At 41.5% G+C, this 24,199-nt stretch carries 20 protein-coding genes, 1 pseudogene and 1 riboswitch; of the genes and pseudogenes, 13 read left to right on the forward strand and 8 right to left on the reverse strand.

Going from position 1 to position 24,199, the window contains the following annotated elements:
• Nucleotides 1-2,307: a RelA/SpoT family protein gene (locus I6L31_RS13135; RefSeq protein WP_005001421.1), complete on the forward strand. Its 2,307-nt coding sequence runs from the start codon at nucleotides 1-3 to the stop codon at nucleotides 2,305-2,307.
• Between the two features lie 110 nt (nucleotides 2,308-2,417).
• On the opposite strand, the gene I6L31_RS13140 is transcribed toward I6L31_RS13135, so the two are convergent.
• Nucleotides 2,418-3,587 carry an acyl-CoA desaturase gene (locus tag I6L31_RS13140; RefSeq protein ID WP_035271691.1) on the reverse strand — a complete coding sequence of 390 codons (1,170 nt, stop codon included), beginning with the start codon at nucleotides 3,585-3,587 and terminating at the stop codon, nucleotides 2,418-2,420.
• Nucleotides 3,588-3,836: 249 nt separating this feature from the next.
• Between I6L31_RS13140 and I6L31_RS13145 the strand changes: the two genes are divergently transcribed.
• Nucleotides 3,837-4,334, forward strand: a complete 498-nt coding sequence (locus I6L31_RS13145; RefSeq protein WP_005001425.1) for an META domain-containing protein — start codon at nucleotides 3,837-3,839, stop codon at nucleotides 4,332-4,334.
• A 31-nt stretch (nucleotides 4,335-4,365) separates the two neighbouring features.
• Here I6L31_RS13145 and I6L31_RS13150 read toward each other — a convergent pair whose 3' ends face one another.
• From I6L31_RS13150 to I6L31_RS13160, 3 genes are all read right to left on the reverse strand, one after another.
• Complete coding sequence (locus I6L31_RS13150) at nucleotides 4,366-5,076, reverse strand: glycerophosphodiester phosphodiesterase (RefSeq protein ID WP_005001426.1); 711 nt, start codon at nucleotides 5,074-5,076, stop codon at nucleotides 4,366-4,368.
• Nucleotides 5,077-5,115: 39 nt separating this feature from the next.
• Complete coding sequence (locus tag I6L31_RS13155) at nucleotides 5,116-5,694, reverse strand: cob(I)yrinic acid a,c-diamide adenosyltransferase (RefSeq protein WP_004991281.1); 579 nt, start codon at nucleotides 5,692-5,694, stop codon at nucleotides 5,116-5,118.
• 84 nt (nucleotides 5,695-5,778) lie between these two features.
• The gene (locus tag I6L31_RS13160; protein WP_005001428.1) at nucleotides 5,779-7,620 is read right to left on the reverse strand and encodes a TonB-dependent receptor plug domain-containing protein; all 1,842 of its coding nucleotides are present in this window, start codon (nucleotides 7,618-7,620) and stop codon (nucleotides 5,779-5,781) included.
• A gap of 36 nt (nucleotides 7,621-7,656) precedes the next feature.
• Nucleotides 7,657-7,868, reverse strand: a riboswitch (cobalamin riboswitch).
• A 146-nt stretch (nucleotides 7,869-8,014) separates the two neighbouring features.
• On the opposite strand from I6L31_RS13160, the gene I6L31_RS13165 reads away from it, so the two are divergent.
• The 4 genes and pseudogenes from I6L31_RS13165 to I6L31_RS13180 all read left to right on the forward strand — a co-directional run bounded on the left by I6L31_RS13165 (nucleotide 8,015) and on the right by I6L31_RS13180 (nucleotide 11,588).
• The gene (locus tag I6L31_RS13165) at nucleotides 8,015-8,659 is read left to right on the forward strand and encodes a phosphoribosylanthranilate isomerase (protein WP_005001430.1); all 645 of its coding nucleotides are present in this window, start codon (nucleotides 8,015-8,017) and stop codon (nucleotides 8,657-8,659) included.
• 13 nt (nucleotides 8,660-8,672) lie between these two features.
• Entirely contained in the window at nucleotides 8,673-9,884 is a 1,212-nt protein-coding gene (gene trpB, locus I6L31_RS13170; protein ID WP_171064962.1) for a tryptophan synthase subunit beta, read from the forward strand.
• A gap of 72 nt (nucleotides 9,885-9,956) precedes the next feature.
• Nucleotides 9,957-10,469, forward strand: a complete 513-nt coding sequence (locus I6L31_RS13175; RefSeq protein ID WP_005001433.1) for a DUF1543 domain-containing protein — start codon at nucleotides 9,957-9,959, stop codon at nucleotides 10,467-10,469.
• 123 nt (nucleotides 10,470-10,592) lie between these two features.
• Nucleotides 10,593-11,588 (forward strand): annotated as a pseudogene (locus I6L31_RS13180) (DUF2804 domain-containing protein).
• A gap of 22 nt (nucleotides 11,589-11,610) precedes the next feature.
• Here the strand turns inward: I6L31_RS13180 and I6L31_RS13185 are convergent.
• Nucleotides 11,611-12,486, reverse strand: coding sequence for a metal-dependent hydrolase (locus I6L31_RS13185; RefSeq protein WP_005001436.1), 876 nt, complete (start codon nucleotides 12,484-12,486; stop codon nucleotides 11,611-11,613).
• 117 nt (nucleotides 12,487-12,603) lie between these two features.
• On the opposite strand from I6L31_RS13185, the gene I6L31_RS13190 reads away from it, so the two are divergent.
• The 5 genes from I6L31_RS13190 (at nucleotide 12,604) to I6L31_RS13210 (ending at nucleotide 18,098) form a co-directional block, all read left to right on the forward strand.
• The gene (locus I6L31_RS13190) at nucleotides 12,604-13,632 is read left to right on the forward strand and encodes an AraC family transcriptional regulator (protein ID WP_005001437.1); all 1,029 of its coding nucleotides are present in this window, start codon (nucleotides 12,604-12,606) and stop codon (nucleotides 13,630-13,632) included.
• A 443-nt stretch (nucleotides 13,633-14,075) separates the two neighbouring features.
• Complete coding sequence (trpA, locus tag I6L31_RS13195) at nucleotides 14,076-14,879, forward strand: tryptophan synthase subunit alpha (RefSeq protein ID WP_005001438.1); 804 nt, start codon at nucleotides 14,076-14,078, stop codon at nucleotides 14,877-14,879.
• Nucleotides 14,876-15,772 carry an acetyl-CoA carboxylase, carboxyltransferase subunit beta gene (gene accD, locus I6L31_RS13200; RefSeq protein ID WP_005001439.1) on the forward strand — a complete coding sequence of 299 codons (897 nt, stop codon included), beginning with the start codon at nucleotides 14,876-14,878 and terminating at the stop codon, nucleotides 15,770-15,772. The genes trpA and accD overlap by 4 nt, the downstream gene beginning before the upstream one ends.
• Nucleotides 15,769-17,046, forward strand: a complete 1,278-nt coding sequence (folC, locus tag I6L31_RS13205; RefSeq protein WP_005001440.1) for a bifunctional tetrahydrofolate synthase/dihydrofolate synthase — start codon at nucleotides 15,769-15,771, stop codon at nucleotides 17,044-17,046. Before accD ends, folC begins: the two co-directional genes overlap by 4 nt.
• Nucleotides 17,046-18,098 carry an SPOR domain-containing protein gene (locus I6L31_RS13210; protein ID WP_005001441.1) on the forward strand — a complete coding sequence of 351 codons (1,053 nt, stop codon included), beginning with the start codon at nucleotides 17,046-17,048 and terminating at the stop codon, nucleotides 18,096-18,098. The genes folC and I6L31_RS13210 overlap by 1 nt, the downstream gene beginning before the upstream one ends.
• 32 nt (nucleotides 18,099-18,130) lie before the next feature.
• Here I6L31_RS13210 and I6L31_RS13215 read toward each other — a convergent pair whose 3' ends face one another.
• The 3 genes from I6L31_RS13215 to I6L31_RS13225 all read right to left on the reverse strand — a co-directional run bounded on the left by I6L31_RS13215 (nucleotide 18,131) and on the right by I6L31_RS13225 (nucleotide 20,570).
• Nucleotides 18,131-18,715 carry a dual specificity protein phosphatase family protein gene (locus I6L31_RS13215; protein WP_005001443.1) on the reverse strand — a complete coding sequence of 195 codons (585 nt, stop codon included), beginning with the start codon at nucleotides 18,713-18,715 and terminating at the stop codon, nucleotides 18,131-18,133.
• A complete protein-coding gene (locus tag I6L31_RS13220; protein ID WP_005001445.1) occupies nucleotides 18,712-19,530 on the reverse strand; it encodes an MBL fold metallo-hydrolase in 819 nt (272 codons plus the stop codon). Before I6L31_RS13220 ends, I6L31_RS13215 begins: the two co-directional genes overlap by 4 nt.
• 398 nt (nucleotides 19,531-19,928) lie before the next feature.
• Nucleotides 19,929-20,570 (reverse strand): peroxiredoxin, encoded by a 642-nt coding sequence (locus I6L31_RS13225; RefSeq protein WP_004993944.1) that lies wholly within the window; start codon nucleotides 20,568-20,570, stop codon nucleotides 19,929-19,931.
• Nucleotides 20,571-20,932: 362 nt separating this feature from the next.
• Between I6L31_RS13225 and secA the strand changes: the two genes are divergently transcribed.
• Together secA and I6L31_RS13235 are read left to right on the forward strand one after the other, a co-directional pair.
• A complete protein-coding gene (gene secA / locus I6L31_RS13230) occupies nucleotides 20,933-23,644 on the forward strand; it encodes a preprotein translocase subunit SecA (RefSeq protein WP_004991246.1) in 2,712 nt (903 codons plus the stop codon).
• A gap of 163 nt (nucleotides 23,645-23,807) precedes the next feature.
• Nucleotides 23,808-24,179, forward strand: coding sequence for a hypothetical protein (locus I6L31_RS13235; protein WP_004991245.1), 372 nt, complete (start codon nucleotides 23,808-23,810; stop codon nucleotides 24,177-24,179).
• Nucleotides 24,180-24,199 lie beyond the last annotated feature (20 nt).

Genomic DNA, 24,199 nt, shown 5'->3' on the forward strand with positions numbered 1-24,199 from the left:
ATGGTCACAGTACGTGAACAGCTACCTGAACGACTAATTGAGTTGTCAGATGAAACGACTGTAGAACATGCCGAAGAAGCACAACGTGAACTGGCAGCATGGCTGGATCGCGTTCGTGATATTTTAGACGGGGCAGAGCTAACCAAGCTTGAAGAAATTGCTTATCTTATTTTACAAAAAGAGTTGACCCTAAATACCCACCATTCATCCAATACCTTTTCAACAGGCATTGGAATGGCTGATATTTTGGCACATTTACATGTCGACGAAGATACCCTGTGTGCAGCGATGCTGTATCGTTGTGTCCGTGAAAATGTCATTACACTGGAAGAAATTCAGAAAAAATTTGGAGAGCAGGTTTATAACCTCGTCAAAGGCACTTTGGCGATGGGTAAACTGTCTGAATTAATTGAAAAAAACAAACGTCTTGAAGATCACTTTAATAATAATCAGCGCGAACATTTAAGTGGCATTTATAAGATGCTGATTTCAGTGACTGAAGATGTCCGTGTTGTATTGATCAAATTAGCTGAACGAACCTTAGCTCTGCGTGAACTGGCAACGTCATCGCGTGAACGTCAGGAACGTGTAGCACGTGAAATTTTAACCATTTATTCTCCTTTGGCACATCGTCTGGGAATTGCCCAACTGAAATGGGAACTGGAAGATTTAGCATTTCGCTATTTAGCGCCAGATCGTTATAAAGAAATTGCATCTTTACTCAATGAGAAACGTCTTGAGCGTGAGCAATACATTCAGTTTGTGATTGATAAGCTCAAAACCGAGCTTGCGGAACATGGGATTGAGTCTGAGATTACAGGGCGGGTTAAACATATTTATTCAATTTATCGGAAAATGAAGAGTAAAAACTTAAGTTTCGATCAATTGTATGATATTCGCGCGTTACGTGTTTTAGTCAAAAGCATTCCAGAATGCTATCACTCATTGGGGATTGTTCATCAAATCTGGCGGCATATTCCGCATCAATTTGATGACTATATTACCAACCCGAAAGCCAATGGTTATCGTTCTTTGCATACCGCGGTGATTGCTGAAAATAAATCACTGGAAGTGCAAATTCGTACCTATGAAATGCATGAAGAAGCTGAGCTAGGGGTATGTTCGCACTTTAATTATAAAGAAGGCTCTAAAACCACAGATCATTCTTTTAATCATCGATTACATTCTCTTAGAGCGGTGTTGGAGCATTATCAGGAACGTAATGAAAGTAATGTCCATAAGCATGATGATGAATCAGAAAATTTAGAAGATCTTCAAAATTTTGAAGACTTTGAAAAGATTTATGTGTTTAGTCGTGATGGGGATATTAAGGAATTACCACGCGGTTCTACCGTTTTAGACTTTGCCTATCATGTACATACCGAAGTGGGTAACAAGTGTTATGCCGCGCGGGTGAATCAGCGTTACGTACCGCTCACATATGCCTTAAAAACAGGTGAGCAGGTTGAGATTTTAACCAAAAAAGATCGTGAGCCGAACCGTGACTGGTTGGTGAACTCTCTGGGTTATATTAAAACTGCTCGTGCGCGTGATAAGTTACGCCATTGGTTTAGACAGCAGGATCGTAGTAAAAATCTGGAAGTCGGTCGTGAAATTCTGAATAAAGAATTGGCACGTTTGGCGATTCATCCAAAAAGTATTGATCTCAACGATTATTCATCACACTTTAACCTGAAAACAGGTGATGACATATTGGTTGCACTGGTCAGCGGCGACATTAGTCTGCATGCCTTGATTAATCAGGTTAATCGTCAAATGCATCTGGATAATGACGAACCTGAACTGGTACTTAAACCGACACTGAATCCGCGTGCTAGTCATACTCTGTCTGCACATGGTATTTTGATTGACGGTCTGGATAATGTCGAACTTCATATTGCCCAGTGCTGCCAGCCTGTACATGGTGAATCCATTGGTGGTTATATTACGTTGAATCGTGGCGTGAGCATTCATAAAGTAGCTTGCCCAGATTATTTGCGCATGATTAAGAATGAGCCTGAACGCGCTGTTGAAGCAGACTGGGAAATGCAGCCGACTCGTGGTCAAAGTGTGCAGATTGTGATTGATGCCTATGATCGTCGTGGATTGCTTAAAGATCTGACACAAGTGATTTTTTCAGATCAAATCAATATTCGTCAGGTCAATACCATCTCTGAAGCTGATGGGATTGCGAATATGAAGCTGTTGATTGAAGTCAAAGGCTTGGCACAGTTATCTCGCTTGCTGGCACGTTTGGAGCAACAACCTGGAATCATTAGCGCCCGTCGCTTGGTACAGGGTAATTAAAATTCATATCTGAAACCATCAAAAACAAAGAAGCCCATCTTAAATAGATGGGCTTCTTTATGAATAAGGAGAAGATGCTGAAGAGTTAGATCAGCATCTGATGATGATCATTATTCAGAAACGACATTGCGTTTTTTGACATTACGCATCAAAGTTTCCAGACATTCGCGATGGTGGCTTAAACGATGTTCGAGTAATTGAAAATCGACTTTAAGTTTATGATCCATTTGATGAATCTTTTCTGCCATTGCGGCTTTTTTAGCATGCAACTCTTGTTCTTTCAACTTGGCCCAGTCATTAAGTGTCAGGGTAAATGCCTCATACTCTTGAGCAATACGCTGCTTCATTTGAGCAAGGTCAGTGTTGACATCATGACCGTAAATTGCCAAATCCTGTTCAGCATATTTAAAACGCATTGCCAATTCAGCCTTTTGAATATTAAAGCTCGGAATACGGCGCAAGTTTTTCGCTAAGCCCAGTTTTGAACACGACCAGATCAACCATTTGGTCGGGTCATATTGCCACCATTTCACCCCATTACGATAATCGTATTGGAAGATATGATGGTAGTTATGATAACCCTCACCCCAAGTCGCGATTGCAAGCCAGAAGTTGTCGCGCGCTGTATTTTCATCCGTATAAGGACGTTTGCCCCACATATGACACAGTGAGTTAATAAAGAACGTCACGTGATGGCTCAAAATTAAACGAACCAGACCACCTAACAGCATGACGCCCCAAACATCACCGACAGCCCAGCCCACAGCGCCCAGAATGACGACATGAACCGCAATGACCAGTGGAATGTAATATTTGTGTTGGAACATCACCAGTTTGTCATTGAGTAGATCTGGTGCATTTTTGAAATTTGGTTCTGCTGCTGGATAGTCACGTAACATCCAGCCAAGATGTGCGTACCAGAAGCCTTTTTTGATGGAATATGGATCTTTTTCAATATCGTCTACATGGCGATGATGGGTACGGTGTCCTGAAGCCCAGAAAAGGATACTGTTTTGAACCGCAAAGGTTCCCATAATCATCAGGATGATTTTTAACGGTAAAGTCGCTTCATAGGCGCGATGTGCCCACAGGCGATGATAACCAGCCGTAATACCTAGACTGCTCATACCTAAAAGTACAAACATACTCACCCATGATGCCAAGCTAAAATCATGGTGATAAGCGTAAAGTGGGATCGCAATAACCGCGACAATCGGTAAAAAAACTAAAGCAAAAATTGCAATCCAGTTGATTGGGGCTTGAGTTGCGGGAGTATTCATCTCCATCAGCGCTCCTGGAAACCTTTTTGTGAAAGGTTAAAATAGTACTATCTGGCCCTGAAATTATAACGAACATGACGGGCTACGAATTCATCATATTAACATGAGCGAACACATGTTCACTAGCAATATTGTACAAGTGTATTGATCAAAACAGTAACAGAATTCAACAATGTGCTTATTGATTTTATCGCAAGATCCATCATGTTTATGAAAGATAAACGATGCAATCAATAGGGTAGGCATTTTGTGAGATATTCTTTACGCAACTTACTGTTTTTAAGTGTGGCTTTCGCTTTGGTGGCCTGTCAAAGTACAACAGCACCCATACAAAAAAATAACGGCAAACCAGCGTTAAGCGCCCACCATCTCAAACAGTCATCTGTTCAGCCTTCGCGTAAAAGTATCGATGGTGTACAAGATGTGACTTGGCAGATTACATCTGTCCTGCAAAAACGCGCTAAATTTTTTAATCAAATGCCTTTTCTGACATTGAACTCAGCTGTGCAAACCGTTCAAGGCAATACGGGTTGTAATATGATTTATGGTCGTTATACCTATAACTTTGCCTTACAGCAACTTGATCTGGATGTTCGGGCAGGCCACCAAAGTTGCGATGGTGCATTGGCACAAGAAGCTGAATTGATGGATGTCTTGCAACGTGTGAAACGATTTAAGTTGCAAGGTAATCAGATATTGTTGTTGGATCAAAGTGGGCAAATTTTAGTTCAAGCCCAAAAGAAATAAACCAGTTTGGATCAGTGAAGATTTAATGATCTTAAAGTGCTGCCAGCATTTGCTTTGGATAATCCGTAATTAGGCCCTGAACGCCTTCATCCCTGAGTTGTTTGGCACGGTCGATATCATTGACTGTCCAAACACTAATGTTTAACTCTGCTTGCTGGGAAAGTTGTAGCATGTCGTGGGTGGCCAGCTGATCCATCCAGCCAATATGACAACATCCTAGCTTTTGAGCTATTTCAATGGCTTGAGCCTTTATATCTTCTTCAATCAAAAAACCGCGCTTAAAGTTGCTGTTTTGTTGTTGTAGAGAATGCAGAATTTTTTCATCAAAACTGGTGATGGTGACTTGTTGTTCAAAGCCTTGTAAATATTGAGTTAAGCTTTGGGTAAGTTGTTCAGCATCAGCTTGATTATTCACTGCTTTAACCTCAACTTCGATATGATCAAAATCATGTAATAGATTTAAAACCTGTGTAAGTGAAGGCGTGTATTCAGCTTGAGGCCAATTTTTCCAGTTGTGACGGTGGTCAAATTGTTGTAGATCAATATCCTGATCATATACCGAGCCAGAAACACCTGTGGTCCGCAAAAAATTATCATCGTGAATAATCATAAGTTGATCATTGCTGAGTTGACGAATATCAAACTCAACAGCGCGAATGCCTAAGTCTCTTAAATACTGAAAACCACCCAGTGTATTTTCAGGTGCTTCGCCCCGTGCGCCACGATGACCAATGATTTGCATAGTTGAGTTATCCAGAATATGACCTTGTGATTTTAAAATTTAAATCGTGTCATTAATATTACGTTGCCATAACACTTCTGAGCCACCACTTTCACGCTGTAAGGTCCGAGATGCCACAAATAACCAATCTGACAAACGATTCAATAATTGTAATGAGGTGGTTTGAATATTTTGATCACGTTGCTGGACCGTAATCAAACTGCGTTCTGCACGGCGGCATACCGCACGAGCTTGATGTGCATAACTACAGGCCAAGCTACCAGAAGGCAGAATAAACTCTTTAAGCATTGGAAGCTGCTCATTCATCTGGTCAATACTTTGTTCTAAGTACTCAATGCTGGCATCTTGCAATAAGGTATAGTTGGGGATACAGACCTCACCGCCTAAATCAAACAGCCAGTGTTGAATCAGACTTAAATGTTTTTCCCATTTTTCTTTTTGGGTCGAATCTGAATGGGCAATTTGAGCACGTAATACCCCTAAAATTGCGTTCAACTCGTCCACTTCACCGAGTGCTGCAATACGCAGATCATCTTTGGAAACGCGAGAGCCATCGCCCAAACCTGTGGTGCCTGCATCGCCAGTGCGTGTATATATTTTACTTAAACGGTGTCCCATAAATTTTCCTTCAAAAAAAGGATAATGTCGGTCATTACATTATCCTTAAACTGCGCTGTTTAAAATATTTTTATCTATTTTTGTTTAATACGAAAGCGTTACTCCTGCTGAAGCAAGACGACCGCCGTTGATGTAAAACTCATCGCCATAATAATTTGCAGTTTTGTATTTTACATCCCCGACATTTTTAATATTGGCAAATAGTTTCACATTCGGATTTAAATTCCAGTATCCGTGCAAATCTACAGTGGTATAGCCTGGAGTCTTTGCTGAATTTGCAGAGTTAGAGATTTTTGATGTCGATTTTGCCACTACAGCCGCACTCAAGCCATACACTTCATTTTCCAAACCTGTCGTAATGCTCAAGCTTTGACGTGGACGTCGAATTAATTCGAGTTTAGTCTCTTCATTTTCTGTTTTAACATAGGCATATTCAGAGCTAAGGAATAAATCATTCTCTTTCCATTTAAAACCAACTTCACCACCTGTCATTTTAGCTTTACTGACGTTTGCATAAGTTGAGTCAGGATAGCCAGATACATATTCGATCAAATTCTTGACTTTGGTTTGATAGACCGAAGCGTAAGTAGAAAGACCATAGGCAAGTTTCTGATCTATCCCAATTTCATAAGAAAGACTTTCTTCTGGCTTTAGGTTCGGATTACCGTAGGTGTTACCCCATACAGGATCTTCATAAAAATAATACAGTTGGTTTCCTGTAGGTGCCTTAAATGCAGTTCCCACATTGGCATAAATGCTAGTCAATGGTGCAATTTGATAACGACCTGCGAGTTGCCCTACAGTGTGTGTGCCAAATTGATCATTGTCTTCAACACGAATACCTGCCTGAGTACTTACGCCATTATTTTGGTACTGATGTTGTAGATAATAGCCTGTTGAATCTAAACTTTTTTTATTGCCAAGTATCGAGAGACTATCGACATCTGCATTATTAATTGAAGCACCGAGCAAAATATTTTGATGATCTGTGAACTTCCAGCGTAAGTTTAGATCACCTTCATTTCTTTCAGTATTGAAATAACCAGTATAACTTTTACCTGTCAGTTCATCCTTAAAGTTTGAATAGCGTGCATTCAAGATTAAATTGGGGAGAATGTTATAACGACCATTGGCATTGATGAGGCGATTAAAAATGTCATGCGCACCGCCGTAGTAGATATTAGTGCCTTTATTTTCGTTTATTTCGACATTGGCAGCATACTGTGTCTGTTCATAACCGACTTTAGCACTATAACCAATTTGGTCGTAGCTTGAACGTTCATCTGTTTTATTCGTGACAGGGGTGCCATCACTTTCCATACGCTGACCACGTAATTGTGCATAAAAACCTTGTGTGCTCACTAGATCTGCACCAATCACAGATTTATAGGTTTTATCTTCACCCGCTTCAGTGGTGACAAAGAGCCTTTGTTGAGTTGGTGCTTTGGTGACGACATTGATCACACCACCAATTGCATCTGTACCATATTGCACAGATGCAGGGCCTTTTAAAATTTCAATTTGAGCTGCATCGCTAAGGTCAATATATGGAATACTTGCACCACCACCCAAAGCAGTATTCAGACTGGCACCATCTTTTAGGAATAAGGCGTGGGTTGAATTAGTACCACGAATAAAAGCAGAAGTCAGTTGACCAACACCACCACTTTGTATGATATTCAAACCTGCTTCACGGCGCAGAAGTTGACCTAAGTCTGCAATTGGTGATTGCTCTATCGTTTCTCGATCAATCACTGAAATCCGCGCAGGGACTTCACTCACTTTCTCTGCACTTTTAGAAGCTGTAACGACAATAGGATCAAGTTTGGTGGCATTCGTTGATTCATCTGCAAATGCAACAGATGAAAACCCCATCGCAATAGCGATAGCACCCACTAAACGAGTAGGTTGTAAAGAAATAGACATGATGTTCTCCATACATTCACCCCACGTGAATGATTGAGTTGGCGGATGCAACAAGCAGGTCTCCGGACTTCAATATTATACCTATCAGGGTATTCACATATTCACCTTCCCACATCTGATCATGCAGTGGTGTTAAGCCCAAATTAGCCTAAAAAATATGCTTTACATTGTTACCGTTGCGGGGGCAGTGCTGGAGTTTCACCAGCTTCCCTATGGCGATTGCTTTGACTTGTTGCCATTTGGGCGAAGTATAAAGTCTGGCTGTGAATTAAACAATCTGAATACGATCTATTCACACTAAGTTTTTCCGCAACAGAGAGAAATTGCATTACAATAGCTTTCTTTTTATGATTTATAGATGGCTATAGATCAGGCAACCAAGAGCCATGTCCTTATGCGAACGCGCGCAAAAATTTGCGGTATTACCCGTTCTCAAGATATTTTATCGGTCGTTCAGGCAGGTGCTGACGCCATAGGCTTTGTATTTTTTCCACCAAGTCCGCGTTATGTTAGCCCAGCGCAAGCACAGCAGCTCATCGAACATATTCCGCCGTATGTACAAACAGTGGGTTTATTTGTGAATGCCAGTGCAGAACAGATTCAGACAACACTTGAGCATGTCGCATTAGATATCATACAGTTTCACGGTGATGAAACGCCTGAGCAATGCCAGCAGATAGCGAGCGTCTGTAAACGCCGTTGGTATAAAGCGCTTCAAGTCAAACCTGATCTGGATGTCGTGGGTGAAATTCAGCGTTATCAGGCTGCGGGGGCCAGTGCAATTTTACTCGATGCATGGCATCCTGAACTCAAAGGTGGAACGGGTCATCAATTTGACTGGTCGAAGTTTCCTCAAATAGATATTCCTCTGATTTTGGCAGGAGGCCTAACGCCTGAGAATGTCGAAGATGCGATTGAAATAACACATGCTTACGCGGTAGATGTGAGTGGCGGTGTAGAATCTGCCAAAGGTATCAAAGACCAACAACTTATAGAAAGATTTATGCAAGGAGTCCAACGTGGATCAGCAAAACGCTAGTCAAAACGGTCAGATGGTTGACTATACGCAATATCCAGATGCTCGTGGGCATTTTGGTATTCATGGCGGACGTTTTGTGTCAGAAACGCTCATGGCGGCTTTGGAAGATTTAGAAAGTCTTTATAACCGTATGAAAAATGACGAGCAATTTTTGGCAGAATTCGACCGTGATCTGGCTTTTTATGTCGGACGTCCGAGTCCGCTATATCATGCAGAGCGATGGTCGAAACACTTGGGCGGTGCACAGATTTATTTAAAACGTGAAGACTTGAACCATACAGGTTCACACAAAGTGAACAACACCATTGGTCAGGCATTATTGGCGAAACTTTCAGGTAAAAAGCGGATTATTGCTGAAACAGGTGCAGGTCAGCATGGTGTTGCTACTGCAACGATTGCCGCGCGTTTGGGCATGGAATGTGTGGTTTACATGGGTGCTGAAGATGTCAAACGTCAGGCCATGAATGTTTATCGTATGCGTTTGCTCGGTGCAACGGTGGTGCCTGTGCAAAGTGGCTCAAAAACCTTAAAAGATGCCATGAATGAAGCCATGCGTGACTGGGTCACCAATGTTGACAGCACCTATTATGTGATTGGAACCGTGGCTGGGCCGCATCCGTATCCACAATTGGTACGTGATTTCCAATCGATTATTGGTCGTGAAGCACGTCAGCAAATTCAGCAGCAGGCCGGTCGCCTACCCGATGCTCTAGTGGCTTGTGTCGGTGGTGGTTCGAATGCGATGGGCTTATTCTATCCATTTTTGAATGACTATGACGTCAAAATGTATGGTGTTGAAGCGGCAGGTTATGGTGTCGAAACAGGTAAACACTCGGCACCACTCAATGCAGGCCATATTGGTGTGCTGCATGGTAATCGGACTTATTTGATGAGTGATGCTCAAGGTCAAATTATAGAAACGCATAGTATTTCAGCAGGTTTAGATTATCCGGGTGTAGGCCCAGAACATAGTTTCTTAAAAGATATGCAACGTGTGCAATATGTGCCAATCAACGATGACGAAGCCTTACAGGGCTTCCGTGATTTGACCCAGATTGAAGGAATTATTCCTGCACTCGAAAGCTCTCACGCAATGGCTTATGTCACTAAACTGGCACCAACCATGTTGAAAGATCAAATTATTATTGCGACAGTTTCAGGTCGTGGTGATAAAGACTTGATGACGGTTGCCCGTGTCGATGGCGTTGAAATGGTTGAAATGTAATCTTCAACTTATTTATTTTCAGGATTTAGGCTGCCGATCAGGTGGCCTTTTTCTTCAACAAAAGAGAATAAAATGTCAAATCTATTTGTGGTCATGCTCGGTGGTCGTCATGCCCGTGCCAATACCGAAGTGCATGATGTGGTCTTTGCCCTCGGATCTTCGCTAGAAGACATCACGCCGCAACTGAAACAAGCATGGTTTGGCGAGCTAAAAGGCCTACACATCGATGCATGGATGAAGGTAAATGGTGTGGAATCAGAAGGCGTATCTTATCAAGTCTATTTCTCTCATGTTGCACCATCTGCACAGGATCAAAAGCTATATTTGATTAATCTGGGTGGCTACGATGCACGTGAATTTGGCGAATTACATCGTTATGTTTTGGTGGTTGCCCCCGATGCGGTGATTGCCAAACAACGCGGTAAAGCTTATATCGATCAAAAATGGCAAAAAGCCCATACCGATCGGGTGCTTGAGGTGGATGATTGTTTGGCGATTGATTGTGTGCATGGACGTTATATTCATTTAGTTCAAGGCTCATTTGCTCCGAATCATTGGGAAAATACCTATCTCACTTTGGTTTAAATGTTCGGATTTCAAAATAATCGTGTAGAAAAACAATATGTTTTTCATCTATAAGTGAAAATTGTGTAAAATTTGCACGCGTGTCCTGATTTTTAAATGGATCATTTAAACGGATAACTGAAAATGGATTTAATACAAGAAAGTGGCCAACCACGTTATGGTCGTTTTAAGGAAATTCCGAGTGCGATTAGCCTCAGTCGTTATGTCTATCAATCGCCTTTTGGCAAAATAGAAAAGGGGTGGGGACGTAAACTGAAATATAAGAAATTTAAATTTTGTAGTATTCAGCACGAACATTATTCAATTGGGCTTGCCATTGCCGATATTGCGTGGGCAGGGCATGGTTTTTTTTATATTTATGATCATTTAACCCAACAAGTGCTGGAGTGGAATGCCATTCAGCCTTTGGCGCGTAAAACGCATGTCGATGAGCAACCACAATTTAACCAAAGTTATTTTTACAAAGCACCGTTTGAAATTGAAATGCAACATGCCAATGGTGTGCGCTATGTACGTGTGACCAAATATGGCGAAATTAAACTCAGCGCGCGAATTTTCTGTGCGGGAACCGAGCCTTTAAGTTTATGTTAACCCAATGGTATTAATGGTTGGACTTATACCCAAAAGAAAACGACTTTGGCCGTTGAAGGATATTTTATCAATAAACAAAATCAACTGATTGAGTTTAATGATAAAACTTTTGCTGCTTTAGATGATACCTGTGGATTTTTGCGTCCCGAAACTGCGTGGTTTTGGCTGTCCTGTAATTTTTGGGATGCTCATGGACAGCGTATTGGAATTAATCTGGCCTCTGGGGTGAATGAAAGTTTTGGAAATGAAAACTGTCTGTGGGTCAATGGTCGTCTTTATCCGCTCAGCGATGTCTTGTTTGAGCGCCTACAGGAAAATCGCTGGCGTATACGTTCTCTGGATGAAAAGTTGCAACTTGAAGTTGAAACGGGTTGGCGACGTTATGAAAATATTAATCTGAGAATGGTGGGCAGTCAGTTTAGCCAATGGCAAGCTAACGTTACTGGGCAGATTCAACTCGAACAGGGGAGTGTGATTAAGCTCAATGCTGAATATGCCTTGCTCGAACAGCATTATGCCAAATGGTAATGTTTCGAGTTAACAGCAGGCTTTAATAGCCTGCTTCCCAAAACGCTTGACCTGCTAAAATAGGATCACCAGTTTCTTCATAGGTTTTGACCCAGACATCGTATTGATGAATTACAGGATGCTGGCTGGGATGAAAGTCAGATTTATACCAGTCCAGATATTCCTTTTTCATCGTCGTTAAAATTCCCTTGCGCCCTAAAAACCACGGTAAGCCTTTACGGAACAATTGCAAACGCTGCCGACCATTAAAGCCGTCACAGCGTAACATGACATTGGCACGATATAAGGTGAAGCCGAGCATCAAAGCGGTGGTGATTGCCAGCGCAAATTTACGTGTGGCCTCGGGCACTTCTCCGACCTGTTGCATCACGTCAAAAGCCACATCACGATGCTCCATTTCTTCAATCGAATGCCATGCCAACAAAGCCCGAACATAAGGATGTACCTCTTGCAGCGTTGCTCTTTTGCTATAAAATGTTTCTGCCATCAATGCAGTCAAATGTTCTGCCGCCGCAGTCATGGCGATATTGTATTGCGGTGAGCGTTTGGTGAGCTCAAAGCGGAAAATCTTTTTGAGCGTGGTCGTAAATTGCTCAACGGGCATACCTTGCTCTTTCATGAGTTGATTCATTTTGTCATGGGCAATGCCATGCTGAGCTTCCTGTTTGATAAAGTCAGCCACTCGTGCCTGTAAGTCAGGATCCTGAATCTTGTCACGAAATAATCGGACGCACTCGATAAAATAACGTTCGCCATCTGGAAAAGTCAGACTCAGTGCATCAAAAACTCGAGTTCGAAATGGATCACCTGCAAACCAAAAACGAGGAACATCTTCAAGTTTAAAGTCCAGTTTGCTGCGCACCACAGGATCGACCTGATATTGTACATGGGCATTCATTTGTTTTAATTCTCGGTTGAAACAATGATTTTAGTATGGCGACAATCATCCGTTTTGTTTTGACAGTTGTTGCCATATTTTATACAAATAGCGACATGAGACAAAAAGGATGTCGCAATGTCAGTAAAAATCATAGTGGGATATGTACGCCTTCTGCATCGCGTCTTGCAGCATTATCAACTGGAATCTCTGCTGAGTGGTTCAGAACAACAGTCGCAATGGCAACAATTGACTGATGCATTGAACAACGATGCTGAACAGGGGTTCGATTTAACAGTTTATCTACAGTTGATGAAGCAACTCCAGCGGTATTTTAAACGTCCGATTAGTTTGGTTATGGCTGAACAAGCCAGTTTGCAGGACGCGGGAATGATGGGCTATCTGGCATCCACCAGTTTAAATTTACAACAGGCGATGTATTTGCTTGAGCAATATTATCCCTTATTGTTTCAACAAACCAATCTGGAACAGCTCAAAATTGTGGAGCAGGATCAACAGATTCAGATCATGTGGAGCGCAAATTATCAGGATTACCGTGAAATTTATGAACTGAATTTGTCATTAATCTTTAGAATTTCGAAACTGATTGCGCAGGAGCAATTGATCCCGCCTCGTTTGATTCAGTTAGGACTGCCCCCGCATTTATCATTAAGCCATTATGAGCAGTTTTTTGGCTGTAAAATTCAGCTGTATGTGGGGCAATATAAAATCTGTTTTGATCAACAGGTACTACAAGCACGAAGTTTTGCTGCCGATCAACAACTCAATCAGGTGTTATCCACTCAAGCTAAACAGTCCTTACAACAGGCAGATACGTTTGAGCACCGACAGCAGTTATTAAAACAAAAGGTCTGGGGTTTTATTGAACAGGCATTAAAACAACAAAATGAAGTCATTCAGGATTATGTCGCCAGACAAATGCATTATTCTGAACGTACTTTACAACGGCAGCTCAAATCTTATCAGCTTAATTTTCAGGATATTCTGGACGAATATCGTCTAAATTTAAGTCAAACTTATTTAAAACAAGGACGTTCACTGGTCGAAATTGCGGCATTGTTGGGTTATGCCGATCAAAGCGCATTTGGCCGCGCCTTTAAACGTTGGACGGGGCAAACCCCAAAACAGTTTTTAAAACAACTGTAAGGTGATGAATAAGTCGCGCTGAATCAAATAAACACCCTGAGAATGAACTATTTTTTACGTAGACAACTGCAAAAGAACTTGATTTCATTATCTGTTTTTATAACAGATATATCAAACTGCCATGTTTTTTATAAAGCCAGAAATCGCTGCAATGGTCTGCTGATGTTGTTTATATTTTTGTTTTTTAGATCATTTTTAGAATTAATTTTAATTTAATTTCATATTTTATTGTTTGAAATAACACTAAAAAATAGGAAGCTTTGATCATTGAGAAAAACAGCAAAATATTGATAAATGTACGCTCTGGGTTGTAGGGAATCACAACAACAGCGTACATAGCAACGTGAAGACTGTTCAATGGACAAAAAATAGCGTTACAATGCGGTGTTCTGTATTTCTACAAACAACTCCTCAGTTTATAAAATCAAGGAAAGCACAACCCTATGTCACGTCTCGCCACTCGTTTCGAACAGCTTAAATCCCAACAACGTAAAGCGTTGGTTTCTTATGTGATGGCGGGCGATCCTGAGCCACAGGTCACAGTATCACTGTTACATAAAATGGTCGATGCAGGTGTGGATGTGATTGAACTGGGCTTACCCTTTTCCGACCCAATGGCAGATGGGCCAGTGATTGCACTTGCGGCTGAACGCGCGTTAGCGGGTGGAACCAATACGCTTGATGCACTGAATATGGTCAAGGAATTTCGTCAAAATGATACCGAAACGCCTGTAGTTTTGATGGGATATTTAAATCCCGTTGAAGTCATTGGTTATGAAAAATTTGTATCAACTGCGAAAGAATCTGGTGTAGATGGCATTCTTTTGGTGGATATGCCGCCTGAAGAAGCCAAAGATTTGGATGCTGTATTAAAGCAGCACGATATGGATCAAATCTTTTTGCTCGCACCAACCTCAACCGATGAGCGTATTCAACATGTCGTAAAACAAGCCAGTGGCTTTATTTACTATGTATCACTTAAAGGCGTAACAGGTGCAGCAACCCTAGACACGGCTGAAGCTGCTGCACGTATTGCCAAGATCAAAACACATACTAACGTACCTGTGGGTGTGGGTTTTGGGATTAGTGATGCAGCATCTGCAAAGGCTATGGGGCAGGTTGCCGATGCGGTAATTGTGGGAAGTGCTTTAGTTAAACCTTTTGCTACATTGGCAATCGACCAAGCGGTTGATCAAACGGTCAATAAAATCAAGGAGCTTCGAGCTGCGCTCGACGAGTTAGTATGAATCAAGAAGTGAAATCAGGGAAAATTCTTAGCCCATCGACACCGTGGACTGAACGTCATGTTCCTGGCATCCACACGCCTGATGAGCAACAAGTGCTTAAGGCAACATTTACTGAGCCAACGATTGAATGCCCTGAATGTCATGCATTGGTGACACGTACTGCAATCGCATTCAATGCCTATGTTTGTCCACAATGTGATGAACATTTGCGTATGAAAGCACGTGATCGTCTAACATGGTTTTTTGATCAGATCCAAACCGAGCTTGGTCAGGAATTTGCAGCCAAAGATCCACTTAAATTTGTCGATAGTAAACCTTATCCTGAGCGTATGCGTGAAGCACAAAGCAAAACGGGTGAAACAGAAGCTTTAGTGGTGATGCAGGGCAGTTTAAATCATATCCCAATGGTTGCTTGTGCCTTTGAATTTGATTTCATGGGCGGTTCAATGGGAACGGTTGTGGGCGATCGCTTTGTTCAAGCGGCTGAACGTGCGATTGCGCAAAAACAGCCTTTGATCTGTTTTGCTGCATCAGGCGGCGCGCGTATGCAGGAAGGCATGTTGTCGCTGATGCAAATGGCGCGGACATCTGCTGCGATTCAGAAAATGAAAGATGCGCATTTACCCTACATTGTAGTTTTGACTCATCCTGTCTATGGCGGTGTCACAGCATCTTTGGCAATGCTAGGTGATGTACATATTGCTGAACCTAAGGCCATGATTGGTTTTGCGGGTAAGCGAGTGATCGAACAAACGGTACGTGAAAAACTGGATGAACCGTTTCAACGCGCCGAATATTTGCTTGATCATGGGGTAATCGATCAAATTGTTCATCGACATGCATTACGTGATACTGTATCCCGTATCGTGGCGAAATTGATGAACTTACCTTGAAACCTGATGCTCCAAAAATAACAGATGATTTAGATACATGGCTCGATTATTGGGGCCATGTTCACGTTACAGGGATTGATTTAGGTCTGGAACGTGTGATTCCAGTGGCTGAGGCTTTGGGTGTCATGCAACCACAAGCCAAAGTATTTACCGTGGCTGGAACCAATGGTAAAGGATCAACGACAACCACGTTGGCCTCTATTTTAAATGAACAGGGTTATCAGGTTGGTCTTTATCAATCGCCCCATATTTATCGTTTTAACGAGCGGGTTAAATTAAAGGGTCAGGAAGTTGATGACCAAACTTTAATTCATGCTTTTGTAGAAGTTGATCAAGCGCGCCGTCAGTGTGAATTAAGCCTCTCCTTTTTTGAAGCCACGACTTTAGCGGCTTTTGTTATTTTTAAACAAAAACAATGTGATGTCTGGGTACTTGAAGTTGGTTTGGGCGGTCGTCTGGATGTGGTCAATGTGATTGATCCCGATATTGCTGTGATTACCAATATTGGTCTGGATCATACCGATTGGCTGGGCGATACCATTGAAAAAATTGCGTTTGAAAAAGCAGGGATTATGCGCCCAGATATTCCTGTCATTTTTGCTGGTCTACAAGATTTACCACAAGCGATTCAAACTCAGGCCAATCAAGTCAACGCCAAATTATACGTGGCACAACAAGATTATTTTTATCAAGCTGCGGGTGATGGTCAGAGTTGGAATTTTGCATCATCAGGAACCACATTAAAACTTCCGCTGAGTTCCTTAGCACTGGAAAATATTTCGACTGCGGTTGCGGCTGTACTGTTAAGTGGCTTAGATATTTCTCAGGCAGCATTGAGCAGCGGAATCAAAAAAGCACAATTGGCGGGTCGTTTTGAACAGCGAGTCATCGCAAATAAAACCGTTATTTTTGATGCTGGTCATAATGCACATGGTGTAGAATTTTTGTTAAAGCAATTGCGAAATTTCTTGGAATACAATAAACAGTACACAGAAGTTGTTGCTGTATTTTCAATGTTGGCCGATAAAGATATAAAATCAGTGGTAGAGCGATTAAAACCCACTGTTTTGAATTGGAAAATTGCGCCGTTAAATGTTCCTCGTGCTGCACCCTTATTTCAATTGATGGATGCATTACAAGGTGAGACAGTAGACAGCTTTGAAAGTATCCAAGAGGCGTTTAAATTAGCACTTGAGCAAACCAACAATAATCAGCTAATTTTAGTCTGTGGTTCGTTTCATACATTAGAAGCGGTGTGGGAGTATTTGGAATAATGTCAATGAATAACAAACAGCGCTGGATGGGCGGTGTTGTTTTATTAGGTGGTGGTGTTTTATTGGCTGCATTACTCCTGAAAGGAAAAGAAGAAATACACCAAACGCAAGTTCAAACTCAACCAAAAGTCGAACAACCTGCAAAGGACAATAATCGTTCAAATCAGGCGGGCGAAATGGTTCAGTTACAACCGCTCGCAGTTGATGTTGAAACGGAAAAGCGTTTACTTGAAGAGCAGCGCCGTGCGCGTGAAAAAGCCGTGGCAGAACAAGAAGCTCGTGCCGCAGACTTTCTAGCGCAACAACAACAGGCTGAAGCCGCAGCCGCACGTAAAGCCGCAGAAGAATATGCAGCGATTAATGCGCGTCGTAATGCTGCTCAGGAAAGTTCAGACAATATTCCGCCAGAAATCACGGATCAAACAAAAAATACTGCACAAAAAGCCAATGACCAAAAAAAGTCTGAACAGCAAAAACTTGATGCAGAGAAAAGATTGGCTGAACAGAAAAAACAAGCTGATGCTCAAAAGCTGGCTGAACAGCAGAAAGCCGAACAATTGAAAAAGCAGAAAGAAGCCGAAGCCAAACGTAAAGCTGAGCAAGAGCGCGTTGCCGCAGAGAAAAAGGCAACTGAAGAAAAACAGAGACAGTTAGACGCAGAAAAAGCAGCGAAGAAAGCGGCTGAAGATAAACGTAAAGCTGAAGCTGAGAAAAAAGCAGCGGATGAGAAAAAGCATAAAGCCGAAGAAGACGCCAAGAAAAAAGCAGAAGCTGATAAAGCACGTGATTTGTTGGAAAATGGCGATAAAAACTGGATGGTACAAGTAGCATTAGCTGCCAACCAAGCCAATGCAGATGCAGTGGTTTCCAAACTTCGTGCCAAAGGCTATAAAGTCACCACCAGCCCTACTTCTAAAGGCATTCGAATTATGGTGGGGCCATCTAAAAGCCGCGAAACTGCCGATGCTGCACGGAAGAAAATTGTGTCAGATAGCAGTTTGAATATGAAATCGGCTTGGGTGATCGACTGGGTTCCACTCGATCAGCGTTAAGTGTTTTTGGCAGTTTTATTCTTGCTGATGATTTAAGATGGATTCGCGAGTTGCTCCCGAATCCATTTTATATTTTCAGGCGTAAATATTTTTTCAATATTCACCCAGATTGGGTGGTAGCCGTAACTTCCGTATTTCATTTCTTGTACAGCGTTTTCTATCGACCAATTTTCAAAAATAATTCGATACATTGCCACACTAGCACCTGTTCGATCTGACCCATGATAACAATGCAATAAAACCTTTTGATGATTTTGTTTTGCGATTTGAATCTGTTGCATCACTTCTAGTAAATCTTTTCGATTAATGGCCCATGTATGAATCGGGATATGAACTAAATTAAATTCGTGTGGATCAAGCACATTTATATCATCATTACGACTGCGTATATTTATGATGGTCTGAATCTGCTGTTGTCGTAATTCAGGTATTAGTGCTTGTGAAGGTTGCTCGCTGCGATATAGATCATGGCTAATTTTATAAAAATTATGCTCTGCGTGAAGCAAATTCCCCCAATGTGATGGTCGTTGCTCAGGGGAAAGCGAGGGATGAGTAATACAGCCTGATAGATTTAAAGTGAGTATGATCAATACGGGAGAAAATAAGATTTTTTTCATGATAATGGTCGATAGCGTAAAAATTCTTGAATATCATGCGCACAAATCAATTCAAGGTGTGGTTCATGTTGGGCTAAATATTGGAGTTGTTTGAGATTGGCTAAACGCATTTTATTGTCATACGCGAGCATACTCTCAAATACATGTAGTCCTTTCAATTTCTGTTTGGAGTCTAATTCCTGATGTGAAAAATAGGCATCCCCACAAAATAACATCCAGCCCTCTGCTTGTTTAATCGCAATGCCACAGTGTCCAGCTGAATGCCCCAATAAAGGGATCATTAAAATTTCATCCTGAAATAATGGCAACCCCATCACTTTTTCCAGATTGAACCAACTTTCTCCTTGAATATGTTCAATGAAATTCCAAAGACGATGCTGCTTAAATTGGTTGTTCTTATAACGAATACGATTTTTGAAGGACAATGATTGTGTGGCATTAAATTCGGATGCCAACACATGTACGGTGGCTTGAGGAAAGTCAGAAATGCCACCCGCATGGTCAAAATCCAGATGACTCACAAAGATATGCTGCACATCTTTAGGATTAAGTCCGAGTTGTTGAATTTGCTGAACAGCGCTGAGTTGAATATTGATTTCAATTTTTCCAAATTGATGGATCAGTCTGCCCAGTCGTTGCTGAGTATGTAAATAATCTTGTAAACCTAAACCTGTATCAATCAACACCAACCCACGATCAGTTTCAAGCAATAAACAATGACAAATAATATGTGCCTGTAAGCCTGTTTGACTGACTAGAGGGGCGCATGCAGGGCACATCGTACCGCAATGCAAATGATGAATGTTATAAATCATAAATTTATTGTTTTTAGGACATTATCTTCTTTATAACCTAGTCCGTGAGTTTTACCAAATCTGCTCATTATAAAAAGTACCCACCATGACGATGGGTACTGGGTGGAGAAACGGTGATATGAGTTATTGTTTTGAGGTTTATTTTTATTATTTAATGCAATCTTCATGCTTGTAAAACATGGAAGACTTACTATCTTAAATGATGCGCTGCGCTTGTTTTGATAAAAATTGAAGTATCACATTCAAACACTACGCGCTTCGCTTGTCTTGAACAAAATTAAAGCGTTGCTTTAACCTCTTAACTCACAGCATAGCTGTTCATCTCCTTTTGAAGACTTTAAGAGTTTTGTTCTTAGACTACGCGCTTTGCTTGTCTTGCGAAGAATTGAAACGATGTTTCAATTCTTCTCAGGCTGTGGTGTCAATCTTAGATAAGGTTTGACGGCCTTATAGCCTTTCGGAAAGCGCTGTTTGATTTCTTCTTCATCTTTGAGTGAAGGCACAATCACCACATCTTCACCTTGTTGCCAGTTTGCTGGAGTTGCGACTTTATGATGGTCTGTCAGTTGTAATGAATCTACGACCCGTAATATTTCATTAAAATTACGACCTGTTGAAGCAGGATAAGTAATAATCAAACGAACTTTTTTATTGGGATCGATAATCACAAGCGAGCGTACTGTAGTGGTTTCACTGGCATTAGGATGAATAAATCCATACAGCTCTGAAACCTTACGATCTTTATCGGCGATGATCGGGAAGTTGACTGTGGTGTTTTGAGTTTCATTAATATCTTTAATCCAGCCCTGATGGGATTCAACATCATCCACTGAAAGCGCAATCGCTTTGACTCCACGTTTTTCAAATTCATCTTTAAGTTTTGCGGTATAGCCAAGTTCAGTGGTACACACAGGCGTGTAGTCCGCAGGATGTGAAAATAATATTGCCCAATCATCACCTAAAAACTCATAAAAATTAATCTCTCCTTCACTGGATTGTTGTTCAAAATTAGGGGCGGTATCACCTAAACGTAAGCTCATTGCTAAAACCTCATAATATTGTGATGTGTTGTATGACATTAAATATGCAGTTTTTTTATTGCATTTAAAATTATTGTTTTCGCATGTTGTTATGAATTTTTAAGATATAGAGTGGGGGCTTGATTCAAAAATAGATCAGAAAATCGCATGCAAATCGGTGTAAGTTAAATCCAAATTTGCTACATTAACGCTCTTTGGTTAAGCAATGTTAGAGTCATCTAGCAGATTTTTTCGCTGTTTGGGCGTAAAACCCTTGTAGTTCTTATTTGTGGCTCCATAATAACAGCTAAGAAAAAATTAACCGACCTAGGGTTTGTTGCTATTGACAGACCTTATAACAAACAGGATTAGAGAGTTTATTCATGTTGGCAAGTCTGATCGGAGGTATCTTCGGTACAAAAAATGAGCGCGAACTTAAACGCATGCGTAAAATTGTTGATCAAATCAATGCGCTCGAGCCGACGATATCAGCACTAAGCGATGCAGACTTATCTGCAAAAACTCCAGAATTTAAAGAACGTTATAACAATGGTGAAAGTCTGGATAAATTATTGCCAGAAGCTTTTGCCGTATGTCGCGAAGCGGCAAAACGTGTCATGGGTATGCGCCATTATGATGTGCAATTAATCGGTGGTATTACCTTACACGAAGGTAAAATCGCAGAAATGCGTACAGGTGAAGGTAAAACTCTGATGGGTACGTTGGCCTGTTATTTAAATGCCTTAAGTGGACAAGGCGTCCATGTTATTACGGTCAATGACTATTTGGCGCAGCGTGATGCTGAACTCAATCGCCCATTGTTTGAGTTTTTGGGATTGAGCATTGGTACGATTTACTCTATGCAGTCTCCTGTTGAGAAAGCTGAAGCTTATCAAGCGGATATCACATATGGTACCAACAATGAATTCGGTTTTGACTATCTGCGTGACAACATGGTGTTTTCACTGCCAGAGAAAAAACAGCGTGGTTTGAATTATGCGATTATCGATGAGGTCGATTCGATCTTGATTGATGAAGCGCGTACACCGTTGATTATTTCGGGGCAAAGCGAAGATTCTTCTCAACTTTATGCTGCGATCAATAACATTCCACCTAAACTTCGTGCGCAAAAAGAAGAAAAAGTGGCCGATGGCGGACATTTCTGGATTGATGAAAAACAGCGTTCAGTTGAAATGACCGAAGTGGGTTTTGAAACTGTCGAGCAAGAACTGATTGCCATGGGTTTATTGGCTGAAGGTGAAAGCCTATATTCTGCAAGTAATTTAAGTCTGGTGCATCATGTGACTGCCGCAATTCGTGCGCATTTCTTATATCACCGCGATGTTCATTATATTATTCATGATGGTGAAGTGATCATCGTCGATGAACATACTGGGCGTACCATGCCAGGTCGTCGTTGGTCAGAAGGTTTGCATCAAGCAGTCGAAGCCAAAGAAGGTTTGGAAATTCAGCCAGAAAACCAAACACTTGCAACAACCACTTTTCAGAACTATTTCCGCCTATACAAAAAGCTTTCAGGTATGACAGGTACTGCTGATACTGAAGCAGCGGAAATGAAAGAAATTTATGGACTAGATGTGGTGATTATCCCAACCCATCGTCCAATGGTTCGTTTAGATCAAAATGATTTAATTTACCTGAATCGTAACGGTAAATACGATGCGATTGTGCAGGAAATTAAACGTATTCAGGAAACCCGTGCACCAATTTTGGTGGGTACGGCAACCATTGAAGCCAGTGAGGTGTTATCGCATAAGTTGACTCAGGCAGGCATTAAGCATGAAGTCCTTAACGCGAAACAACATGAACGTGAAGCGGATATTATTGCGCAGGCAGGTAGTCCAGATTCAGTCACGATTGCAACGAATATGGCTGGTCGTGGTACGGATATTATTTTGGGTGGTAACTGGAAAGCCAAGCTAGCTAAAATTGAAAATCCAACGCCTGAAGATGAAGCGCGCTTAAAAGCAGAATGGGAACATGATCATGAAACCGTGCTGAATGCAGGCGGTTTACATATCGTGGGTTCTGAGCGTCACGAATCACGCCGTATTGATAACCAGTTACGAGGTCGTGCTGGCCGTCAGGGTGACCCTGGGGTATCGCGCTTTTACTTATCACTTGAAGATGATTTGATGCGTATCTTCGCAGGTGACCGTGTGGTTGGTATGATGCGTGCCATGGGTCTCAAAGAAGATGAAGCCATTGAACATAAAATGGTGAGCCGTTCGATTGAAAATGCACAGCGCAAAGTCGAAGCACGTAACTTTGATATTCGTAAAAACTTATTGAAGTATGACGATGTCAATAACGAACAACGTAAGATCATCTATTCACAACGTGATGAAGTTTTAGCTGAAAGCACGCTGCAAGATTATATCGAAGAAATGCATCGTGATGTCATGAAAGGCATGATTGCGAATTTTATTCCACCTGAATCGATCCATGACCAATGGGATGTAGAGGGTTTGGAAAATGCCTTGCGCGTTGACCTCAGTATTGAGTTGCCAATTCAACAATGGCTCAATGATGATCGCCGTCTAGATGAAGAAGGGTTGGTAGAACGAATTACTGATGAAGTAATTAATCGCTATCGAGCGCGTCGCACCCAAATGGGAACAGATACCGCCGTTACGCTTGAACGTCACTTTATGTTGAATTCACTGGATCGCCACTGGAAAGACCATTTGGCGGCGATGGATTATCTGCGTCAGGGGATTCATTTACGTGGTTATGCTCAGAAAAATCCTGAACAGGAATATAAAAAAGAAGCCTTTAACTTGTTCATTAATATGTTAGGCATTATTAAATCTGACGTCGTAACTGATTTGTCTCGCGTTCACATTCCTACACCAGAAGAACTGGCAGAACTTGAAGCTCAACAGCAGCAACAAGCAGAAGCGATGCGCTTATCTTTTGAACATGATGAAGTTGACGGCTTAACTGGAACAGTGACTCATCACGAGATTGAAGAACAAGCACCACAGCAGCAAATTACGCCACCTGCGAGCCGTAATGCGCCATGCCCATGTGGATCTGGACTCAAATATAAACAATGTCATGGTCGTATTTAATCGTGAGATAAAGATCTTGCCATAAAAGAGAGTGATTTCAAAAAAGCAGAACATTTATGTTCTGCTTTTTTTACGAGATGTTGCAAGCTGTGAATAGTATTTGCAGTTTGTTCGATTAAATGGTATTTACTTGCACATCTTGAAGTGAAAACTGGTAAAGACAATGAAAAAAGTATTAAAAACATTAGTAATGACGGCCTTAACGATCCCAGCATTTACATTTGCTGCAACAGAAAATGCACAGCCAATCCAAACCACGACTGTTGACAAGGTAATGGCTGCACAAGGTAATACTACAGCTCAAGCAACTGTTCAGAATCAAACGACGACTTTAGTCAGTCCAAGAACAGGAATTCGCTATACGCTGGGTAATACGGGAACTCGCCCTATTATTTTTAAAACAGCGGCGATTAGTGCTGCTAACTCCGCAAATGTAAGTCGCATTGTTGCGACTAACCCTGCGCTCTCTGCGGCGAGTCAGGAAAAAGCCAAGCAGGCTTTATTGGGGACATCTGCTCAACTTGCGGCCAATTAAAAAGTCAAAATTTAAAAACC

This window comes from Acinetobacter septicus, from assembly GCF_019355975.1.
In the GTDB taxonomy this organism is placed as follows: Bacteria; Pseudomonadota; Gammaproteobacteria; order Pseudomonadales; family Moraxellaceae; genus Acinetobacter; species Acinetobacter ursingii.

Excerpts from the sequence above, each read along its gene's own strand:
- I6L31_RS13135 (WP_005001421.1), top strand. The coding sequence starts at position 1 with ATGGTCACAGTACGTGAACAGCTACCTGAACGACTAATTGAGTTGTCA.
- I6L31_RS13140 (WP_035271691.1), bottom strand. The coding sequence starts at position 3,587 with ATGAATACTCCCGCAACTCAAGCCCCAATCAACTGGATTGCAATTTTT.
- I6L31_RS13150 (WP_005001426.1), bottom strand. The coding sequence starts at position 5,076 with ATGCAAATCATTGGTCATCGTGGCGCACGGGGCGAAGCACCTGAAAAT.
- I6L31_RS13155 (WP_004991281.1), bottom strand. The coding sequence starts at position 5,694 with ATGGGACACCGTTTAAGTAAAATATATACACGCACTGGCGATGCAGGC.
- I6L31_RS13160 (WP_005001428.1), bottom strand. The coding sequence starts at position 7,620 with ATGTCTATTTCTTTACAACCTACTCGTTTAGTGGGTGCTATCGCTATT.
- I6L31_RS13165 (WP_005001430.1), top strand. The coding sequence starts at position 8,015 with ATGCGAACGCGCGCAAAAATTTGCGGTATTACCCGTTCTCAAGATATT.
- trpB (WP_171064962.1), top strand. The coding sequence starts at position 8,673 with ATGGTTGACTATACGCAATATCCAGATGCTCGTGGGCATTTTGGTATT.
- I6L31_RS13175 (WP_005001433.1), top strand. The coding sequence starts at position 9,957 with ATGTCAAATCTATTTGTGGTCATGCTCGGTGGTCGTCATGCCCGTGCC.
- I6L31_RS13185 (WP_005001436.1), bottom strand. The coding sequence starts at position 12,486 with ATGAATGCCCATGTACAATATCAGGTCGATCCTGTGGTGCGCAGCAAA.
- I6L31_RS13190 (WP_005001437.1), top strand. The coding sequence starts at position 12,604 with ATGTCAGTAAAAATCATAGTGGGATATGTACGCCTTCTGCATCGCGTC.
- trpA (WP_005001438.1), top strand. The coding sequence starts at position 14,076 with ATGTCACGTCTCGCCACTCGTTTCGAACAGCTTAAATCCCAACAACGT.
- accD (WP_005001439.1), top strand. The coding sequence starts at position 14,876 with ATGAATCAAGAAGTGAAATCAGGGAAAATTCTTAGCCCATCGACACCG.
- I6L31_RS13210 (WP_005001441.1), top strand. The coding sequence starts at position 17,046 with ATGTCAATGAATAACAAACAGCGCTGGATGGGCGGTGTTGTTTTATTA.
- I6L31_RS13215 (WP_005001443.1), bottom strand. The coding sequence starts at position 18,715 with ATGAAAAAAATCTTATTTTCTCCCGTATTGATCATACTCACTTTAAAT.
- I6L31_RS13220 (WP_005001445.1), bottom strand. The coding sequence starts at position 19,530 with ATGATTTATAACATTCATCATTTGCATTGCGGTACGATGTGCCCTGCA.
- I6L31_RS13225 (WP_004993944.1), bottom strand. The coding sequence starts at position 20,570 with ATGAGCTTACGTTTAGGTGATACCGCCCCTAATTTTGAACAACAATCC.
- secA (WP_004991246.1), top strand. The coding sequence starts at position 20,933 with ATGTTGGCAAGTCTGATCGGAGGTATCTTCGGTACAAAAAATGAGCGC.
- I6L31_RS13235 (WP_004991245.1), top strand. The coding sequence starts at position 23,808 with ATGAAAAAAGTATTAAAAACATTAGTAATGACGGCCTTAACGATCCCA.